The sequence below is a fragment of the Sediminihaliea albiluteola genome (genome assembly GCF_014077625.1).
Lineage (GTDB): Bacteria > Pseudomonadota > Gammaproteobacteria > Pseudomonadales > Halieaceae > Sediminihaliea > Sediminihaliea albiluteola.
Genome location: NZ_JACFXU010000007.1, coordinates 1 through 20,654, shown reverse-complemented (window position 1 = coordinate 20,654; position 20,654 = coordinate 1). Strand labels below are relative to the sequence as shown.

The 20,654-nt window shown below is 52.9% G+C and carries 14 protein-coding genes and 1 tRNA gene; 14 read left to right on the top strand and 1 reads right to left on the bottom strand.

The genetic code is table 11. From position 1 onward, the window contains the following. The 10 genes from tuf (H2508_RS00105) to rpoC all read left to right on the top strand — a co-directional run bounded on the left by tuf (H2508_RS00105) (position 1) and on the right by rpoC (position 13,686). Entirely contained in the window at positions 1–1,224 is a 1,224-nt protein-coding gene (gene tuf / locus H2508_RS00105) for an elongation factor Tu (RefSeq protein WP_182168390.1), read from the top strand. Between the two features lie 118 nt (positions 1,225–1,342). Further along, positions 1,343–1,418 (top strand) — tRNA-Trp (locus H2508_RS00100). 53 nt (positions 1,419–1,471) lie between these two features. Continuing rightward, positions 1,472–1,834, top strand: a complete 363-nt coding sequence (secE, locus tag H2508_RS00095) for a preprotein translocase subunit SecE (RefSeq protein WP_182168389.1) — start codon at positions 1,472–1,474, stop codon at positions 1,832–1,834. Positions 1,835–1,855: 21 nt separating this feature from the next. Further along, complete coding sequence (gene nusG, locus H2508_RS00090) at positions 1,856–2,389, top strand: transcription termination/antitermination protein NusG (protein ID WP_182168388.1); 534 nt, start codon at positions 1,856–1,858, stop codon at positions 2,387–2,389. 196 nt (positions 2,390–2,585) lie between these two features. Then, positions 2,586–3,020 (top strand): 50S ribosomal protein L11, encoded by a 435-nt coding sequence (gene rplK, locus H2508_RS00085; RefSeq protein WP_182168387.1) that lies wholly within the window; start codon positions 2,586–2,588, stop codon positions 3,018–3,020. Next, positions 3,020–3,715: a 50S ribosomal protein L1 gene (rplA, locus tag H2508_RS00080; RefSeq protein ID WP_182168386.1), complete on the top strand. Its 696-nt coding sequence runs from the start codon at positions 3,020–3,022 to the stop codon at positions 3,713–3,715. The genes rplK and rplA overlap by 1 nt, the downstream gene beginning before the upstream one ends. 360 nt (positions 3,716–4,075) lie before the next feature. After that, positions 4,076–4,603 (top strand): 50S ribosomal protein L10, encoded by a 528-nt coding sequence (gene rplJ, locus H2508_RS00075; protein WP_182168385.1) that lies wholly within the window; start codon positions 4,076–4,078, stop codon positions 4,601–4,603. 46 nt (positions 4,604–4,649) lie between these two features. After that, a complete protein-coding gene (gene rplL / locus H2508_RS00070) occupies positions 4,650–5,030 on the top strand; it encodes a 50S ribosomal protein L7/L12 (protein WP_182168384.1) in 381 nt (126 codons plus the stop codon). A 191-nt stretch (positions 5,031–5,221) separates the two neighbouring features. After that, complete coding sequence (gene rpoB / locus H2508_RS00065; RefSeq protein ID WP_182168383.1) at positions 5,222–9,298, top strand: DNA-directed RNA polymerase subunit beta; 4,077 nt, start codon at positions 5,222–5,224, stop codon at positions 9,296–9,298. 170 nt (positions 9,299–9,468) lie between these two features. Further along, positions 9,469–13,686: a DNA-directed RNA polymerase subunit beta' gene (gene rpoC / locus H2508_RS00060; RefSeq protein WP_182168382.1), complete on the top strand. Its 4,218-nt coding sequence runs from the start codon at positions 9,469–9,471 to the stop codon at positions 13,684–13,686. 188 nt (positions 13,687–13,874) lie between these two features. On the opposite strand, the gene fusA (H2508_RS00055) is transcribed toward rpoC, so the two are convergent. Continuing rightward, positions 13,875–15,962 carry an elongation factor G gene (gene fusA, locus H2508_RS00055; RefSeq protein ID WP_182168381.1) on the bottom strand — a complete coding sequence of 696 codons (2,088 nt, stop codon included), beginning with the start codon at positions 15,960–15,962 and terminating at the stop codon, positions 13,875–13,877. A gap of 336 nt (positions 15,963–16,298) precedes the next feature. Between fusA (H2508_RS00055) and rpsL the strand changes: the two genes are divergently transcribed. The 4 genes from rpsL to tuf (H2508_RS00035) form a co-directional block, all read left to right on the top strand. Then, a complete protein-coding gene (gene rpsL / locus H2508_RS00050) occupies positions 16,299–16,670 on the top strand; it encodes a 30S ribosomal protein S12 (RefSeq protein WP_182168380.1) in 372 nt (123 codons plus the stop codon). Between the two features lie 137 nt (positions 16,671–16,807). Continuing rightward, a complete protein-coding gene (gene rpsG / locus H2508_RS00045) occupies positions 16,808–17,278 on the top strand; it encodes a 30S ribosomal protein S7 (protein WP_182168379.1) in 471 nt (156 codons plus the stop codon). Positions 17,279–17,307: 29 nt separating this feature from the next. Next, positions 17,308–19,419: an elongation factor G gene (gene fusA / locus H2508_RS00040; RefSeq protein ID WP_182168378.1), complete on the top strand. Its 2,112-nt coding sequence runs from the start codon at positions 17,308–17,310 to the stop codon at positions 19,417–19,419. Between the two features lie 30 nt (positions 19,420–19,449). Next, positions 19,450–20,654, top strand: a 1,205-nt coding sequence (gene tuf, locus H2508_RS00035) for an elongation factor Tu (RefSeq protein ID WP_182168377.1), incomplete at its 3' end; no start/stop codon positions are given.

Below are 20,654 nucleotides of genomic sequence, written 5' to 3'. Positions count from 1 at the left end.
ATGAGTAAGGAAAAGTTTGAACGTAATAAGCCCCACGTCAACGTGGGCACCATCGGTCACGTTGACCATGGTAAAACCACGCTGACAGCGGCGCTGACACGCGTATGCGCCGAGGTATGGGGTGGTGCTGCAGTTGCCTACGATGGTATTGACAACGCACCGGAAGAGAAAGAGCGTGGCATCACTATTGCTACTTCACACGTAGAATACGACTCTCCTGAGCGTCACTACGCACACGTTGACTGCCCTGGGCACGCTGACTATGTGAAAAACATGATCACCGGTGCTGCACAGATGGACGGCGCTATCTTGGTATGTGGCGCCACTGATGGCCCAATGCCTCAGACCCGTGAGCACATCCTGCTGTCGCGTCAGGTAGGTGTTCCTTACATCGTTGTGTTCCTGAACAAAGCAGACCTGCTGGCTGAAGACTGTGGCGGTGCTGACTCAGAAGAATACGAAGAGATGAAAGAGCTGGTTGAAATGGAGCTGCGTGAGCTGCTTGACCAGTACGACTTCCCCGGTGACGACACGCCAATCATCTGTGGTTCGGCACTGATGGCTTTGAACGGCGAAGACGACAACGGTCTGGGTACTACTGCTGTTAAGACACTGGTAGAGACTCTGGACAGCTACATCCCTGAGCCCGAGCGTGCTATTGATCAGGCCTTCCTGATGCCAGTAGAAGACGTGTTCTCAATCTCTGGTCGCGGTACTGTTGTGACTGGTCGTGTTGAGCGCGGTATTGTTAAAGTTGGTGACGAGCTGGAAATCGTTGGTATCCGTGACACACAGAAAACTGTTTGTACCGGTGTTGAGATGTTCCGCAAATTGCTAGACGAAGGCCGTGCTGGTGAGAACGTTGGTGTTCTGCTGCGTGGTACTAAGCGTGAAGACGTTGAGCGTGGTCAGGTACTGGCGGTGCCCGGTTCTGTGAAGCCACACACTAAGTTCGAAGCAGAGGTTTACATTCTGTCCAAGGACGAAGGTGGTCGTCACACGCCATTCTTTAAAGGCTACCGTCCCCAGTTCTACTTCCGTACTACGGACGTAACAGGTGCATGTGAGCTGCCAGAAGGCGTTGAGATGGTGATGCCAGGCGACAACGTACAGATGGTTGCGACCTTGATTGCACCGATTGCGATGGACGAAGGTCTGCGCTTTGCGATCCGTGAAGGCGGTCGTACAGTGGGTGCAGGTGTAGTCGCCAAGATTATCGAGTAAGATCGCTGATCTGAAGTAATGCGGGGAAGCCCTCGGGGTTTCCCCTTAGAGTGACCAAGCCGAGCCACCGCAATAGGTAGTTCGGCTTCGTTGTCTCAAGTGAGAGTTAGTAAAGTTTAGGCCAGTAGCTCAATTGGCAGAGCAGCGGTCTCCAAAACCGCAGGTTGGGGGTTCGATTCCCTCCTGGCCTGCCATATATGGCAGGGGGCGCCACAGAGAGGTGGTTGCCCAGACAAAGGATGTATTGATGAGTGTGGAAACGAACGCAAGCCGCTTTGATACGCTAAAGTGGATCATAGTGTTCGCCCTGCTTGCAGTGGGTATCGTCGGCAATAGCTATTTTTCCGATCAGTCGCTGCTGTATCGCGTGCTGGGCATTGTTGCACTGGCCGTTGTGGCTGGATTGGTTGCCCTGAAGACTGCAAAAGGCGATGCATTCTGGACCCTAGTTAAAGGTTCGCGAACCGAAATTCGCAAGGTTGTCTGGCCGACTCGGCAGGAAACCGTACAGACCACCCTGATAGTGGTGGCATTCGTATTACTGGTGGCGCTATTGCTCTGGGGCTTAGACTCCCTGTTGGGCTGGTTGGTGGCGCTGGTGATTGGTTAGTAGGACGAGAAGGCTCATCCAATGGCAATGCGTTGGTACGTGGTACACGCCTATTCAGGTTACGAGAAGAAAGTTGCAGCTGCCCTGAAGGAGCGCATCGAGCTTCACAATATGCAGGACCGCTTTGGTGATGTGCTAGTTCCCACCGAAGAAGTGGTTGAGATGCGCGCTGGTCAGAAGCGTCGCAGTGAGCGCAAGTTTTTTCCTGGTTATGTCTTGGTTCAAATGGAGCTGGATGACGGCACCTGGCACTTAGTTAAAGAAACGCCCCGAGTGATGGGCTTTATCGGTGGTAAGGCTGATGCGCCGGCGCCGATTACCGAAGCTGAAGCACAGGCAATCTTGCAGCGAGTCGAGCAGGGTGTTGAAGCGCCGCGTCCGAAGACAATGTTTGAGCCGGGCGAAATGGTGCGCGTGATAGACGGTCCTTTCAACGACTTCAATGGCGTTGTCGAAGAGGTCAACTACGAGAAAAACCGCCTGAATGTGGCGGTGTTGATTTTTGGCCGTTCTACGCCGGTAGAGCTTGAGTTTAGCCAGGTAGAGAAAGCCTAAGCCTAAGGCAAACAGAATTTGCCCCTGCCAAGGGGTTCATTGTGAATAACCCGCACAATGAAAAGTAATAGCTCGCGCAAGCGGTGCTGACGAAGGGTAACGTTCAACGGCGACTTCGGTCGCCCCAATGGGGAGCCCGAGTACTAGAGCGGCCAAGGCCACAAGTACGACGGCGTTTGCACCCGGGAGTATTAACATGGCGAAGAAAGTCCAAGCTTATATCAAGCTTCAGGTGCCTGCTGGCCAGGCCAACCCAAGTCCACCAGTTGGTCCAGCACTGGGTCAACACGGTGTTAATATCATGGAGTTTTGTAAGGCGTTTAACGCTGAGACTCAGGGCATGGAGCCCGGTCTGCCGACTCCAGTAGTGATCACTGTTTATGGTGACCGCTCCTTCACTTTTATCAAGAAAACTCCGCCTGCGGCAGTTTTGCTGCGCAAGCTGGCCAATATCAAGAAAGGCTCCGGTGCCCCGAACACCAATAAGGTGGGCAAGGTAACCCGTGCACAGCTCGAAGAAGTCGCTACGCAAAAGTGGCCCGACCTGACAGCTGCTGATATGGATGCCGCTGTACGCACCATCGCCGGTAGTGCCCGTTCCGCCGGTATCGATACAGAAGGAGTGAACTAATGGCTAAGCTGTCTAAGCGCGTACGCGCATTTCGCGAGAAGGTTGAGCCAGGCAAAGCTTACGCTTTTGATGAGGCAGTAGCACTGCTGAAAGAGTTTGCCACAGTTAAGTTTAATGAAACTGTCGAAGTGGCTGTGAACCTTGGTATTGACGCTCGTAAATCTGATCAAGCCGTTCGCGGTGCGACCACACTGCCCCACGGTACTGGTTCTGATGTGCGAGTTGCTGTGTTCACTCAGGGTGAAAATGCTGAGAAAGCGCAAGCTGCAGGTGCTGACTTTGTCGGCATGGAAGATCTGGCCGAACAGATCAAAGGCGGCATGATGGACTTTGACGTGGTTGTAGCTTCTCCGGATGCTATGCGCGTTGTTGGTCAGTTGGGTCAGTTGCTCGGCCCCCGTGGTCTGATGCCTAACCCCAAAACTGGCACCGTGACACCCGATGTTGAAACAGCGGTTAAAAACGCTAAAGCGGGTCAGATCCGCTACCGCACCGACAAGAATGGCATCATTCACGGCGGTATCGGCAAAATTAGTTTCGAAGCAGACGCTATCAAGGGTAACTTGCAAGCGGTTCTGGCTGACCTGCGTAAGGCTAAGCCAGCTGCGGCGAAAGGTGTGTATTTGAAGAAGATCACTCTGTCCACCACAATGGGGCCAGGTGTATCTGTCGATACAGCGTCAGTAGACGCGTAACACGATTGATCAAGCCGCCCTCACAAGGGGCGGTTTCTCAAAGCTTCTCAAGGATGGGAAGTTAGTTGACCGAGGATGAACCTTATCGGGTTTGAATTGGTCTACTTTGAGGTCTTTGGAGCAGGCTCAGGTGTGTGTCGAGTTGGACACCTGCCTATTTAGCTGAAGTACTGAAGGTCATCAAAGACCGTAGGAGACTGTGTTGGTAGCTTACAGCACGGACTTAATTGCGATCAAGCACGAGAGTATTAACTCCCGAGTGAGATCAAAACCTACGCAGATGGTGGATACGTTCACCACGCAAACGGCACCCGCTATAGCCTTAGCGGTGCTTAATTTAGCAACCCAGGAGTATTACCAGTGGCAATTGGACTCGAAGACAAGAAAGCGATCGTTGCTGAAGTTAACGAGACTGCCACCAGTGCCCTGTCTCTCGTAATCGCCGATGCACGTGGCGTGAGCGTGGACGGGATGACAGCTCTGCGTAAAGATGCGCGCGAAAATGCCGTAACACTGCGTGTTATTCGTAACACCTTGGCAAAGCGTGCCTTGACTGGAACAGACTACGAGTGCGTAAACGAAGCACTGGTAGGTCCGTCTCTGTTTGGATTTTCGATGGAAGATCCAGGCGCAGCAGCTCGACTCTTTAAGGATTTCGCCAAGGACCATAAAGCGTTCGAGGTGAAGGCACTGGCGGTGAGCGGCCAAATGCTGGGTGCGGAACAGTTGGATGTTCTAGCTAAGTTGCCGACGCGTGATCAAGCACTCTCTATGCTGATGAGTGTCATGAAGGCGCCGACAACCAAGCTGGTACAGACAATGAACGAAGTACCTGGAAAATTGGTTCGCACACTGGCAGCAGTACGCGATCAGAAAGAAGCGGCTTAAGCTTCTATTCACACTATTTTTATCAGCTAACTAGGAGAAATGAGTCATGGCTCTGTCAAAAGACGACATTTTGAATGCAATTTCTGAAATGAGCGTAATGGAAATCGTTGAGCTCATCGAAGCAATGGAAGAGAAGTTCGGTGTAACTGCAGCAGCAGCTGTAGCTGCAGCACCTGCAGCAGCTGGCGGCGACGCTGGCGGCGCTGCTGAAGAGCAAACTGAGTTTGATGTTATCCTGACATCTGCTGGTGACAAGAAAGTTAACGTCATCAAGGTTGTTCGTGCAGTAACTGGTCTGGGCTTGAAAGAAGCCAAAGGCCTGGTTGACGGCGCACCTTCCCCAATCAAGGAAGGCGCTTCTAAAGAAGAAGCCGAAGACATCAAAAAGCAGCTGGAAGAAGCCGGCGGCGCTGCAGAACTCAAGTAAGTTCTGCATTGGTTTGGTTACGGCCAAACATGGACAAGGCTGGTGGGCAATTTGCTCGCCGGCCTTTTCCCGCTTCAAGCAAAGAGAATTTTTAGGGCTGGCAGCATCTGCTGCTTCGGCCTGATTGCAGCCCGCTGAGGGGCTGTTAAACCGCCCCTGTGGCGGATGGCTAAATACGCTGGGGAGTACTGATGGCATACTCGTACACTGAGAAAAAACGCATTCGCAAGGACTTCGGCGATCTGTCGAATGTCATGGACGTACCGTTCCTGCTTGCGATCCAACTGGATTCATATCGGAAGTTCACCCAGCAGGGAACTCCACTCGATGAGCGCGGTGACTACGGTTTACACGCCGCCTTTAAATCTGTCTTCCCCATCGTCAGCTACAGCGGCAATGCGGCACTAGAATATGTTGATTACGCACTGGGTACACCGGTGTTTGACGTCAGTGAGTGTCAGCTGCGAGGAGTGACCTACTCCTGCCCGCTGCGCGTCAAAGTACGTTTGATTATTTACGACAAAGACTCAGCCAGCAAAGCCATCAAAGACATTAAAGAGCAAGAAGTCTACATGGGGGAGATCCCCTTGATGACTGATAACGGTACCTTCGTTATCAATGGCACCGAGCGAGTGATCGTTTCCCAGCTGCACCGCTCCCCAGGTGTGTTTTTCGATCACGATAAAGGTAAGACCCACTCATCAGGCAAGCTACTGTATTCAGCTCGAGTGATTCCTTACCGTGGTTCATGGCTGGACTTTGAGTTCGATCCTAAAGACCTAGTATTCGTGCGTATTGACCGCCGTCGTAAGCTGCCGGCAACCATTCTGTTGCGCGCCCTGGGTTATGAGTCCGAAGAAATTCTGGACATGTTCTACGATGTGAACACCTTCACTATCGACAAGAACGGCAACTACAAGATGGAGCTGATTCCAGAGCGCCTGCGTGGTGATGTCGCCTCTTTCGATATTAAAGTTGGCAAGAAAGTTGTCGTAGAGGAAGGCCGTCGCATCACTGCTCGCCATATCCGCGAGCTGGAAAAAGGCAATATTACAGAGCTAGAAATCCCGGCTGACTACCTCTATGGCCGTGCCTTGGCTAAAAACTTAGTCGATGAGAAGACCGGTGAAGTGCTGGTGGAGTGCAACACTCTGCTGTCTGAGGAAACCCTGGCTAAACTGACCGAAGCCAAAGTTAAAACCATCGAGACGCTCTACACTAACGAGCTCGATTGCGGTCCCTTCATCTCTGACACACTGCGTCAGGATACTACTCGCAATGAACTTGAGGCGCTGGTAGAGATCTACCGCATGATGCGTCCTGGTGAGCCGCCGACCAAAGAATCTGCGGAAAACCTGTTCCAGAATCTGTTCTTCTCCAGCGATCGCTACGACCTATCGAATGTCGGTCGAATGAAGTTCAACCGCCGCCTAGGTCGCGAAGAAGTGACCGGTTCTGGCATTTTGGATCGTGAAGATATCGTAGCTGTGCTGCGTACTTTGGTTGATATCCGTAATGGCCGAGGCATTGTCGACGATATCGATCACCTCGGTAACCGCCGTGTACGTAGCGTCGGCGAAATGGCAGAGAACCAGTTCCGAGTTGGCTTGGTGCGTGTTGAACGTGCGGTGAAAGAGCGCCTGTCTATGGCTGAAAGCGAAGGCTTGATGCCCCAGGATCTGATCAACGCTAAGCCCGTATCGGCTGCAGTGAAGGAGTTCTTTGGTTCCAGTCAGCTGTCACAGTTTATGGACCAGAACAACCCGCTGTCGGAAGTGACTCACAAGCGCCGTGTGTCGGCTCTTGGCCCAGGCGGTTTGACTCGGGAACGCGCCGGTTTTGAGGTGCGTGACGTACACCCCACCCACTACGGTCGTGTGTGTCCCATTGAAACCCCAGAAGGCCCCAACATCGGCCTGATTAACTCCTTGGCGACCTATGCTCGCACCAACGATTACGGCTTCCTTGAAAGCCCTTATCGCAAGGTGGTCGATGGTCAGGTAACCGATGAAATTGAATACCTGTCAGCGATTAACGAAGCTGAATATGTAATTGCTCAGGCCTCGGCCGAAGTGGACAAAGACAACCGCTTCGTCGAAGAGCTGATTAACGTGCGTCACATGAACGAATTCACTGTGAAGCCGGCAATCGAAGTGGGCTACATGGACGTATCACCCAAGCAGGTGGTGTCGGTCGCTGCTGCTTTGATTCCTTTCCTTGAGCACGACGATGCTAACCGAGCGCTGATGGGCTCGAACATGCAGCGTCAAGCGGTTCCTACACTGAAGGCTGATAAGCCACTGGTGGGTACCGGTATGGAGCGCTACGTCGCCGGTGACTCAGGCGTGTGTGCCGTGGCTAAGCGTTCTGGCGTGATCGACTCAGTTGATGCCAGCCGTATCGTAGTGCGTGTTAACGACAAAGACGTGGGCAAAGACGAGGCGCCGGTTGATATTTACAACCTGACCAAGTACACCCGCTCAAACCAAAATACTTGTATTAACCAGCGTCCTATTGTTCGCAAGGGCGATGTGGTTGAGCGCGGCGACATTCTGGCTGACGGCCCCTCTATCGACATGGGTGAACTGGCCCTAGGTCAGAATATTCGTATCGCCTTCATGCCCTGGAATGGTTACAACTTTGAGGACTCCATCTTGGTGTCCGAGCGTGTTGTAAAAGAAGATCGATTCACCACCATTCACATTCAGGAACTGACCTGTATCGCCCGTGACACCAAGCTGGGCGCGGAAGAAATTTCTGCTGATATTCCCAACGTCGGTGAAAGTGCCTTAGCCAAGCTGGACGAGTCCGGTATTGTCTATATCGGTGCTGAAGTTGAAGCCGGTGATATTCTGGTAGGTAAGGTGACACCCAAAGGTGAAACCCAGCTGACACCGGAAGAGAAGCTACTGCGTGCGATCTTTGGTGAAAAGGCTTCCGACGTTAAAGACACCTCCCTGCGTGTACCAACTAGCACCAAGGGCACAGTGATTGACGTACAAGTCTTCACCCGCGACGGCATTGAGAAAGATGCCCGTGCACTGCAGATCGAAAAGAGCCAGCTAGATGACTTCCGCAAGGACCTCAAAGAAGAGTATCGCATCTACGAAGAGGCTACTTTCGCTCGCCTAGCGACCATGCTCAAGGGCAGTACTACTGTCAGTGGCGCAGGCCTAGCTAAAGGCACCAGCCTGAGTGACAAAGTTCTGGCTGAGTTGGACCGCGAGCAATGGTTTAAGCTCAAGCTTTCAGATAGCGAGCTGAATGAGGCCTTGGCCTCAGCTAAGCGTCAGCTAGATGAGCAAAACAAGCTGCTGGAAGAGCGCTTCGAAGATAAGAAGCGCAAGCTGCAAAGCGGTGATGACTTGGCGCCTGGCGTACAGAAAATCGTCAAGGTCTACTTGGCAATTAAGCGCCGCATCCAGCCGGGTGACAAGATGGCCGGACGTCACGGTAACAAGGGTGTGATCTCGGTCATTATGCCGGTAGAAGACATGCCCCATGATGCCAATGGTGAGCCAGTTGATATCGTACTCAACCCACTGGGTGTACCCTCGCGGATGAACGTGGGTCAGATACTTGAAACTCACTTGGGCATGGCTGCTAAAGGTCTTGGCGATAAGATCGACGAGATGCTTAAAGAGCAGCGTAAAGTTGCCGAGGTGCGCAAGTTCCTTGAAGCGATTTACAACAACCGTGAAAAAGGGCGCCAAGAAGACCTCAAGTCACTATCAGATGACGAGATCATGGAGCTCGCGGGCAACCTGCGCGGCGGTGTACCGATGGCCACGCCAGTATTTGACGGTGCCACAGAGCCAGAGATCAAGGAACTGCTGACGCTGGCTGATATGCCAGAGTCCGGTCAGTTTACCCTGTATGATGGACGTACAGGTGAAGCTTTTGACCGCCCAGTGACAGTCGGCTATATGTACATGCTGAAGCTGAACCACTTGGTAGACGACAAGATGCACGCCCGATCCACAGGTTCTTACAGCTTGGTGACTCAGCAGCCGCTAGGTGGTAAAGCTCAGTTCGGTGGTCAGCGCTTCGGTGAGATGGAAGTGTGGGCACTGGAAGCATACGGTGCTGCATATACCCTGCAGGAAATGCTGACGGTTAAATCGGACGACGTGGCCGGTCGTACTAAGATGTACAAGAACATTGTCGATGGTGACCATCGTATGGAGCCGGGGATGCCCGAGTCCTTCAACGTGTTGGTTAAAGAAATCCGCTCACTGGGGATCGATATCGACCTAGAAAGTGAGTAATGCGTTGCGCTCTGTCACCCCGGCTTAACAAAGCCGGGGCCCCTTGAGAGCTGAACAAGGGGGCCGTAACAACGGAGGTGACAATAGCAACAGAACAACCGACAACTTAAAGACTCGTGGCAGGATGGCTCAGCCATCCGCCGGAAGGAAAACCTCGCGGAGGAAAGACCTTGAAAGACTTACTTAATCTGCTCAAGTCCCAGGGACAGACAGAAGAATTTGATGCCATTCGTATTGGTTTGGCGTCCCCGGAGATGATTCGCTCCTGGTCATTCGGTGAAGTTAAAAAGCCGGAGACTATTAACTATCGTACCTTCAAGCCAGAGCGTGACGGCTTGTTCTGCGCCAAGATTTTTGGCCCAGTAAAAGATTACGAGTGCCTGTGTGGCAAATACAAGCGCCTTAAGCACCGCGGTGTAATCTGTGAGAAGTGCGGCGTTGAAGTGGCGCTGGCTAAAGTTCGTCGTGAGCGCATGGCTCATATTGAACTCGCTAGCCCTGTAGCGCACATTTGGTTCCTAAAGTCACTGCCTTCACGCATTGGCTTGCTGCTTGATATGACTCTGCGTGACATTGAGCGCGTACTGTACTTTGAGTCTTATGTGGTCACTGAACCTGGCATGACGACCCTGGAACTGGGTCAGTTGTTGACCGATGAGCAGTACTACGAAGCAATGGAAGAGTTCGGTGATGAGTTCGTCGCCAAAATGGGTGCTGAAGCCGTGCAGGACCTGATGGTTCAGCTGGACTTGCCGGAGGAAATTGCCCGTCTTCGCGAAGAAATTCCTGCTACCAACTCAGAAACCAAGATCAAGAAGCTGTCCAAGCGCCTTAAGTTGATGGAAGCTTTTGCTAGCTCTGGCAACAAGCCTGAGTGGATGGTGATGACCGCACTTCCGGTGCTGCCACCGGACCTGCGTCCACTGGTGCCACTGGACGGCGGCCGCTTTGCGACCTCAGACCTGAACGACCTGTATCGCCGTGTGATCAACCGCAACAACCGTCTAAAGCGTCTGCTGGATCTGAATGCGCCGGACATCATTGTGCGCAACGAAAAGCGTATGCTGCAGGAGTCGGTTGACGCCCTGCTCGACAACGGCCGTCGCGGTCGCGCGATTACCGGTTCCAACAAGCGTCCCCTGAAATCTTTGGCCGACATGATCAAAGGTAAGCAGGGTCGTTTCCGTCAGAACTTGCTCGGTAAGCGAGTCGACTACTCTGGCCGCTCGGTTATTGTTGTCGGCCCCGCGCTGCGCCTACACCAGTGTGGTCTGCCGAAGAAGATGGCTCTCGAGCTGTTTAAGCCGTTCATTTTTGGCAAGCTGGAAGCTCGTGGTTTGGCGACCACCATTAAAGCAGCCAAGAAAATGGTGGAGCGTGAGCCACCAGAAGTTTGGGATATTCTCGCTGAGGTTATTCGCGAGCACCCGGTACTGCTTAACCGCGCCCCGACCTTGCACCGCTTGGGTATTCAGGCATTTGAGCCAGTATTGATTGAAGGTAAAGCGATTCAGCTGCACCCGCTGGTCTGTGCTGCCTACAACGCTGACTTCGACGGTGACCAGATGGCGGTACACGTACCACTGACCATCGAAGCGCAGCTGGAAGCCCGTGCCTTGATGATGTCGACCAACAACATCTTGTCTCCGGCCAACGGTGAGCCGATTATCGTACCTTCACAGGACGTGGTCTTGGGTCTGTACTACATGACCCGTGAGCGGATCAACGCCAAGGGTGAAGGCATGGCCTTTGCCAATGTCTCTGAAGTGCACCGCGCCTACAAAGCCGGTCACGTTGATCTGCAGGCTCGAGTGCGCGTGCGTATCACTGAGATGGTGGTTTCTGAGCAAGGTGAGCAGCAGGAGCGTACCTTTATTGCTGACACTACTGTCGGCCGTGCCTTGCTGTGGGAAATTGTGCCCAGCGGTATCGCCTACGAAATGGTTAACCAGGATATGGCCAAAAAGGCTATCTCCCGCATCATTAACCAGTGCTACCGAGTGGTAGGTCTGAAGGCGACGGTTATCTTTGCCGACCAATTGATGTATACCGGTTACGAGTACTCCACTCGCTCAGGTTCTTCTATTGGCGTTAACGATTTTGAAATTCCCACTGCCAAAGCAGAGTTGGTTGAACGTGCCGACGCTGAAGTAAAAGAGATCGAAGATCAGTTCGCTGCGGGTCTGGTGACTCAGGGCGAGAAATACAACAAAGTGATCGATATCTGGTCGCGTGCCAACGACCTAGTGTCCAAGGCGATGATGGAAGGCCTGTCTAAGGAAACCGTTATCAACCGCGATGGTGAGGAAGAGGAGCAAGCTTCCTTTAACTCGGTATTTATCTACGCTGACTCCGGTGCTCGTGGTTCGCCTGCACAGATTCGACAGCTCGCGGGTATGCGTGGCCTGATGGCTAAGCCCGATGGCTCGATCATTGAAACGCCGATTGTGGCTAACTTCCGTGAAGGTCTGAACGTACTGCAGTACTTTATCTCGACCCACGGTGCTCGTAAGGGTCTGGCTGATACCGCACTGAAAACAGCTAACTCAGGTTACCTGACGCGTCGGCTGGTTGACGTGGCGCAAGACTTAGTAGTAACAGAGGTTGACTGTGGTACCGATGCCGGCCTGTTGATGACTCCGGTCATTGAGGGTGGCGACATCATTGAGTCTCTCGGTGATCGAGTGCTGGGTCGAATCGTAGCCAAGGATGTGCTCAAGCCTGGCAGCGAAGATGAAATTGCCCTTACTGCTGGCACCATGCTCGATGAGTTGTGGATTACCCGCCTGGAAGAAATGGGTATCGATGAGATTGAGGTACGCTCACCGATTACCTGTGAAACCCGTCACGGTATCTGCTCTACCTGTTACGGCCGCGACTTGGCTCGCGGTCACAAGGTCAATATGGGTGAGGCCATTGGTGTCGTTGCTGCCCAGTCGATCGGTGAGCCGGGTACACAGCTGACGATGCGTACTTTCCACATTGGTGGTGCGGCATCACGGCAGACTGCGCAAGACAACATCCAAGTGATGAACGACGGTGTGGTACGTCTGCACAACGTGAAGACAGTAGACCGCGCTGACGGCTCCCTGATCGCCGTATCGCGTTCGGGTGAGCTATCGGTACTAGACAAGGTAGGTCGTGAGCGTGAGCGCTACAAGCTACCTTACGGCGCTGTGATTAAGGTTAAAGACGACCACGAAGTTAGCGCTGGCGAAGTTGTGGCTAACTGGGATCCACACACGCACCCGATCATCACTGAGCTAGACGGTATCGTGAAGTTCTCGGCGATGGATGAGGGTGTGACCATTACCCGTAAGACGGACGACCTCACAGGTCTGTCCTCGATCGAAGTGATGGACGTCGGTGAGCGACCAGTGGCGGGTAAAGATATGCGCCCAGCGGTTACCCTGGTTGATGAAAATGGTGAAGAGCTTTGCCTGGCCGGTACTAACGTACCCGCGCACTACTTCTTGCCTGCTCACTCGCTAGTGAGCTTGAATGATGGTGCTAAAGTGGGCATGGGTGACGTGATTGCCCGTATTCCGCAGGAAGGTTCTAAGACCCGTGACATCACTGGTGGTCTGCCACGTGTGGCCGACTTGTTTGAAGCACGTAAGCCGAAAGAGCCCGCTATCCTAGCGGAAATCTCCGGTACCGTTAGCTTCGGTAAGGAAACCAAAGGTAAGCGTCGTCTGGTCATTACACCAACGGATGGCTCAACCTTGCCAGATGGGTCAGATCACTACGAAGCGCTGATTCCCAAGTGGCGTCACCTCTCGGTGTTTGAAGGTGAGCAGATTGAAAAGGGTGAAATTGTGTCGGAAGGCGCACACAGCCCGCACGACATTCTGCGCCTCAAAGGCATTGAAGAGTTGGCTAAGTACATCGTCAATGAGATTCAGGAAGTTTACCGCCTGCAGGGTGTGAAGATTAACGACAAGCACATTGAGGTGATTGTTCGCCAGATGCTGCGTAAAGTTGTTATTACCTCTTCTGGTGATTCTAGCCTGATCAAAGGCGAGCAGGTTGAGTACACTCGCTTGCTGGAAGAAAACGAGCGCTTGATGGCTGAGGGCTTAGTGCCTGCAGCGGGTGAGCGTGAGTTGCTGGGTATCACTAAGGCATCGCTGGCGACAGAGAGCTTTATTTCCGCGGCTTCCTTCCAGGAAACCACCCGTGTACTGACTGAAGCAGCTGTTACAGGTAAGCGCGATTACTTGCGCGGCCTGAAAGAGAACGTTGTAGTGGGTCGCTTGATCCCAGCTGGTACCGGTCTGGCTTACCACGCGGAGCGCAAGCGTAACCGTGAAGGTGATTCAGAGATGAGTGTGTCGGCGCAGGAGATCGAAGCGGCACTGACCGAGGCCCTGCAAGCCGACAGCTAAGTCGCTGCAGTACCGACGTCGCTGCTAGCGGCGGAATAAGGCACATGCTAATAGGCTCGCCCCTTTGGGGCGGGCCTTTTTTTTGCGCCATTGTTGATCGATTGGGCCTTTAGCCTGATACAGAAGGAATTAACAGGCACAAAAAAGCCGGCACAGAGGCCGGCTTTTTAGCTGATCTGAGAGCTCGCTTAACCGGCTTTCTTCTTGCGCTCGGCAACTTCGGCGATAACTGTCTCTGATACGTTTTGAGGGCAGGGTAGGTAGTGCGAGAACTCCATGGAGAACTGACCACGGCCTGAAGTCATTGTACGCAGATGGCCAATATAGCCAAACATCTCTGACAGCGGAACTTCCGCCTTGATGCGCACGCCAGTGGCACCTGGATCTTGAGCCTTGATCATGCCGCGGCGACGGTTTAGGTCACCAATAACATCACCAACGTGATCTTCCGGTGTGAACACGTCTACCTTCATGATCGGTTCGATCAGCTGTGGGCTAGCTTTAGGCATAGACTGACGGAAGGCACCCTTGGCAGCCAACTCAAAAGCAATTGCCGATGAGTCAACAGCGTGGAAGGCACCGTCGAAGAGCTCAATCTCAACGTCCAGCACAGGGAAGCCAGCAACTGGGCCTTCAGCCATCATGACCTTGAAGCCTTTCTCAATTGCAGGGAAGAATTCCTTAGGCACGTTTCCGCCTACAACAGTTGAGGAGAAGGCAAAGCCAGAGCCAGGTTCGCCGGGCTTAATGCGGTAATCGATCTTACCGAACTGACCAGAACCACCAGACTGCTTCTTGTGAGTGTAGCTGTCTTCAACCATTTGGCTGATAGTTTCACGGTATGCAACCTGTGGCTTACCAACTTCCAGCTCAACACCGTAGGTACGCTTGAGGATGTCGACTTTAACATCCAAGTGCAATTCGCCCATGCCTTTAAGGATGGTCTCACCGGAGTCTTCGTCAGTTTCAACGCGGAACGAGGGATCTTCGGCAACCATTTTGCCAATAGCGACGCCCATTTTTTCAGCGCCAGCTTTGTCCTTAGGAGCAACAGCAATAGAGATTACTGGCTCGGGGAATACCATCGCTTCCAAGGTACAGGGGTGCTTGGGATCACAAAGCGTGTGGCCGGTCTGGACGTTCTTCATACCAACGATAGCAATAATGTCGCCGGCCTGAGCTGACTCGAGTTCGTTGCGATCGTTGGCGTGCATTTCAACCATGCGGCCAATACGTTCGGTTTTGCCGGTGAAACTATTTAAAACGGTATCGCCCTTTTTCAGCTTACCGGAGTAAACGCGGACGAAGGTGAGTGCGCCAAAGCGGTCATCCATGATTTTAAAGGCTAGCGCGCGCAGCGGTTCGTCAGCGCTGACAATTGCGTATTCGCCAGTTTCGTTGCCTTCTTCGTCGGTCAGCGGCTGTGGGTCGACTTCAGTCGGCGATGGCAAGTAGTCGACAACACCGTCAAGTACTAACTGCATACCTTTGTTGCGGAAAGCAGAGCCGCAGTAGGTGGGGAAGAAAGCTAGGTCGCGTGTACCTTTGCGGATGCAGCGCTTGATGTCGTCAATAGAAGGCTCTTCACCTTCCATGTAAGCCATCAGCAGGTCGTCATCCATTTCTAGAGCTGTTTCAATCAGCTCTTCACGGTACTGTGCAACATCATCAACCATGTCGGCGGGCACTTCGCCCACGGTGAAGTTCTCAGGGATGCCTGAGTCGTCCCAGACGTATGCTTGCTGAGTCAGGAGATCGACCACACCAGTGAAATTGCTTTCGCTGCCAATCGGTAAAGTCATGATCAAAGGGCGTGCAGCAAGAACGTTGGTGATTTGATCGGCAACTTTTAAGAAGTCGGCACCAATGCGGTCTAGTTTGTTAACGAAGATAAGACGCGCAACGCCAGACTCGTTGGCGTAGCGCCAGTTCGTTTCGGACTGCGGCTCAACGCCGCTGGAGCCACAGAAAACACCGATGCCACCATCGAGTACCTTAAGTGAGCGATAAACTTCAACGGTGAAGTCAACGTGCCCTGGGGTGTCGATGACGTTAAAGCGGTGATTTTTCCAGTAGCAGCTCACTGCTGCTGATTGAATGGTGATACCGCGCTCGGCTTCCTGCTCCATGAAGTCCGTGGTAGATTCACCATCGTGGGTTTCCCCAGCCTTGTGGATCTTGCCGGTAAGCTTCAAGATGCGCTCGGTAGTGGTGGTTTTACCAGCATCGACGTGGGCGAAGATTCCGATATTTCGGTATAGAGATAAGTCAGACATTGTGCTTCCCAAGTGTTTATAAATTGGTCATAAAATTCCGCCGCAAGACTACAGCAAAAAATGGCCAGTTGGGAGGGCTTATCTTGTGTAATTCGCCCACTTTTGAACAAGTCTAGCGGGCAGCGCGCGTCTAGGGGCGTTTGCAGCAGGTGCTTGACTCATTATAGCCCCAGATGTAGAATCCGCGTCCTCTTTCCTCGGGGTGTTTTCGCTTGCCGGGTTGGTTCTTCTATTGTAGAGCTTAGGCTGGTGCCGGGGAGGGCGGTAATGGATCGCCTTGGAGAAGGTCGCAAGATCTTAAAACTAAACGAAATATTTTTTTGGAGTTCTAACTGAATGGCAACGATCAACCAATTGGTTCGTAAGCCTCGGAAGCGCAAAGTAGAGCAAGGTGATGTGCCCGCGCTGCAAAGCTGTCCGCAGCGCCGCGGTGTATGTACTCGCGTCTACACAACGACCCCGAAGAAGCCGAACTCTGCACTGCGTAAAGTCTGCCGTGTGCGTCTCACCAATGGTTATGAGGTTTCCTCATACATCGGTGGTGAAGGCCACAACCTGCAGGAGCACAGTGTGGTATTGATTCGCGGCGGTCGTGTAAAGGATTTGCCAGGTGTGCGTTATCACACCGTGCGTGGCAGCCTGGATACCTCTGGTGTAGCAGACCGTCGTAACGGTCGCTCCAAGTACGGTACCAAGCGCCCTAAGTAGCACATAGCTAACTAGGCAAGTTCGTACGCGTTTCCCACAGCATACGATGTAAGTAAGGCCGAAACCCTGCCTCCCCCGCCTTTAAGATGTGGCAGCATGGTGTTCGGATTAACCTGAAGATATAGAAGGGCAAAAACATGCCAAGAAGAAGAGTAGTCGCTAAGCGAGAAATTCTGCCAGATCCTAAATACGGCAACGTCACGCTGGCAAAGTTCATGAACCACGTTATGGTCAGTGGTAAAAAATCTGTCGCAGAGACCATTGTCTATGGTGCTCTGGATATCGTTCGTGAAAAGCTGAACAAAGATCCTATGGAAGCCTTTGATGAGGCGCTGGAAAACATTGCACCAATGGTAGAGGTTAAGTCTCGCCGTGTAGGTGGTGCAACTTACCAGGTGCCGGTTGAAGTGCGTCCTGCCCGTCGTGTGGCTCTGGCTATGCGCTGGCTGGTTGAATTCGCGCGTAAGCGCGGTGAGAAGTCTATGCGTCAGCGTCTGGCTGGTGAGATTCTCGATGCCTCTCAGGGTAAAGGGAACGCAGTTCGCAAGCGTGAAGACGTGCACCGTATGGCAGAAGCCAACAAAGCATTCTCGCACTACCGTTTCTAAACCAACTGGTTGCTATTGGGGACTTAATCGTGTCGCGAAAGACTCCTATCAAAAGATATCGGAATATCGGTATCTGCGCGCATGTGGATGCTGGTAAGACCACAACCACTGAGCGTGTACTGTTTTACACTGGTTTGTCACACAAGCTGGGTGAGACGCACGATGGCGCAGCCACCATGGATTGGATGGAGCAGGAGCAGGAGAGGGGGATTACGATCACCTCTGCTGCGACGACCTGTTTCTGGCGTGGGATGAATGGGCAGTACGATGAGCACCGCATCAATATCATCGACACCCCGGGGCACGTAGACTTTACTATTGAAGTAGAGCGTTCACTGCGTGTTCTGGATGGTGCCGTGGTGGTCTTGTGCGCCTCGTCAGGTGTACAGCCACAAACTGAAACTGTGTGGCGTCAGGCCGACAAGTACGAAGTGCCGCGCATGGTGTTCGTCAACAAGATGGACCGCTCTGGCGCTAGCTTCAAGTCGGTAATTCAGCAGCTTAAAGATCGCCTTGCGGCCAATCCGGTACCGCTGCAAATGACTATCGGCGCTGAAGAAAACTTCCGCGGCGTGGTGGATTTGGTTAAAAACAAAGCCATTCTCTGGAACGAGGCCGATCAGGGCATCAGCTTTGAGTATGGTGATATACCAGCCGAGATTGCCGATGAAGTGGCTGAGATGCGTGAATACCTGATCGAGACTGCGGCTGAGGCCACAGACGAGTTGATGGATAAGTATCTCGAAGGGACTGAGCTGAGCGAAGAGGAAATTAAGTTCGGTATTCGCAAGCGGACCCTGGCCAATGAAATTGTTCCTGTCCTGGGTGGTTCCGCCTTTAAAAATAAAGGCGTGCAAGCCGTTCTCGATGCGGTGATTGACTACATGCCTTCGCCGACCGAGGTGCACGCTATTGAGGGTACTCTGTTAGATGCAGATGAAACCCCCGCCACGCGTGAAGCCGATGACACAGCGCCATTTGCTGCGTTGGCATTTAAGATTGCTACGGACCCATTCGTGGGTACCCTGACCTTCTTCCGTGTTTACTCGGGCAGGTTGGACTCCGGTACAGCGGTATTCAACTCGGTTAAGCAAAAGAAAGAGCGTGTCGGCCGCATGGTTCAGATGCATGCCAATAGCCGGGAAGAAATTAAAGAGGTGTTGGCAGGAGATATTGCTGCAGCGGTAGGGCTGAAGGATGTGACCACAGGGGATACTCTCTGTGACATCGCGGAGCCGATCGTGTTGGAGCGTATGGAGTTTCCTGAGCCGGTTATTTCGGTGGCAGTTGAGCCGCGCTCCAAGCCAGACCAAGAGAAGATGGGTGTCGCACTGGGTAAGTTGGCTCAGGAAGACCCCTCGTTCCGGGTTAAGACTGATCCTGAAACTGGCCAGACTATTATCTCAGGTATGGGTGAGCTGCACTTAGATATCCTCGTTGAGCGTATGCGCCGTGAGTTCAGTGTTGAGGCGAATATCGGTAAGCCTCAGGTGGCGTATCGCGAAGCCATTCGCAACACTGCTGAAGTTGAGGGTAAGTTCATTCGCCAGTCGGGTGGTCGTGGCCAATATGGTCATGTCTGGATCAAGTTTGAGCCAGGTGAAGACGCCAATGCCGAAGGTCTCGAGTTCGTTAATGAAGTGGTTGGCGGTACCGTGCCGCGCGAATACATCCCTGCTGTACAGAAAGGGATCGAAGAGCAGATGCAAAACGGCGTACTGGCGGGTTACCCCCTGCTGGGTCTGAAAGCCACGTTATATGATGGTTCGTTTCATGAGGTGGACTCCAATGAAATGGCGTTCAAAATTGCGGCAAGCATGGCAACCAAGCGCTTAGCCACAGATGGTGGCGCCGTGTTGCTTGAGCCGATCATGAAAGTAGAGGTTGTCACCCCAGAAGAAAATATGGGTGATGTGGTAGGCGATCTCAATCGTCGCCGCGGTTTGATCCTGGGGATGAAAGATACTGTCTCCGGTAAGGTGATCGATGCAGAGGTGCCTCTAGCAGAGATGTTTGGCTATGCCACAGATCTCCGCTCGGCTACTCAGGGTCGTGCGACTTACACCATGGAGTTCAATAAGTACTCCGAGGCGCCGAACAACGTCGCTCAGGAAATTATTTCCAAAAACGTAACACATTAATTTTCAGCTATCTCATAGAGGTGACTTAACATGAGTAAGGAAAAGTTTGAACGTAATAAGCCCCACGTCAACGTGGGCACCATCGGTCACGTTGACCATGGTAAAACCACGCTGACAGCGGCGCTGACACGCGTATGCGCCGAGGTATGGGGTGGTGCTGCAGTTGCCTACGATGGTATTGACAACGCACCGGAAGAGAAAGAGCGTGGCATCACTATTGCTACTTCACACGTAGAATACGACTCTCCTGAGCGTCACTACGCACACGTTGACTGCCCTGGGCACGCTGACTATGTGAAAAACATGATCACCGGTGCTGCACAGATGGACGGCGCTATCTTGGTATGTGGCGCCACTGATGGCCCAATGCCTCAGACCCGTGAGCACATCCTGCTGTCGCGTCAGGTAGGTGTTCCTTACATCGTTGTGTTCCTGAACAAAGCAGACCTGCTGGCTGAAGACTGTGGCGGTGCTGACTCAGAAGAATACGAAGAGATGAAAGAGCTGGTTGAAATGGAGCTGCGTGAGCTGCTTGACCAGTACGACTTCCCCGGTGACGACACGCCAATCATCTGTGGTTCGGCACTGATGGCTTTGAACGGCGAAGACGACAACGGTCTGGGTACTACTGCTGTTAAGACACTGGTAGAGACTCTGGACAGCTACATCCCTGAGCCCGAGCGTGCTATTGATCAGGCCTTCCTGATGCCAGTAGAAGACGTGTTCTCAATCTCTGGTCGCGGTACTGTTGTGACTGGTCGTGTTGAGCGCGGTATTGTTAAAGTTGGTGACGAGCTGGAAATCGTTGGTATCCGTGACACACAGAAAACTGTTTGTACCGGTGTTGAGATGTTCCGCAAATTGCTAGACGAAGGCCGTGCTGGTGAGAACGTTGGTGTTCTGCTGCGTGGTACTAAGCGTGAAGACGTTGAGCGTGGTCAGGTACTGGCGGTGCCCGGTTCTGTGAAGCCACACACTAAGTTCGAAGCAGAGGTTTACATTCTGTCCAAGGACGAAGGTGGTCGTCACACGCCATTCTTTAAAGGCTACCGTCCCCAGTTCTACTTCCGTACTACGGACGTAACAGGTGCATGTGAGCTGCCAGAAGGCGTTGAGATGGTGATGCCAGGCGACAACGTACAGATGGTTGCGACCTTGATTGCACCGATTGCGATGGACGAAGGTCTGCGCTTTGCGATCCGTGAAGGCGGTCGTACAGTGGGTGCAGGTGTAGT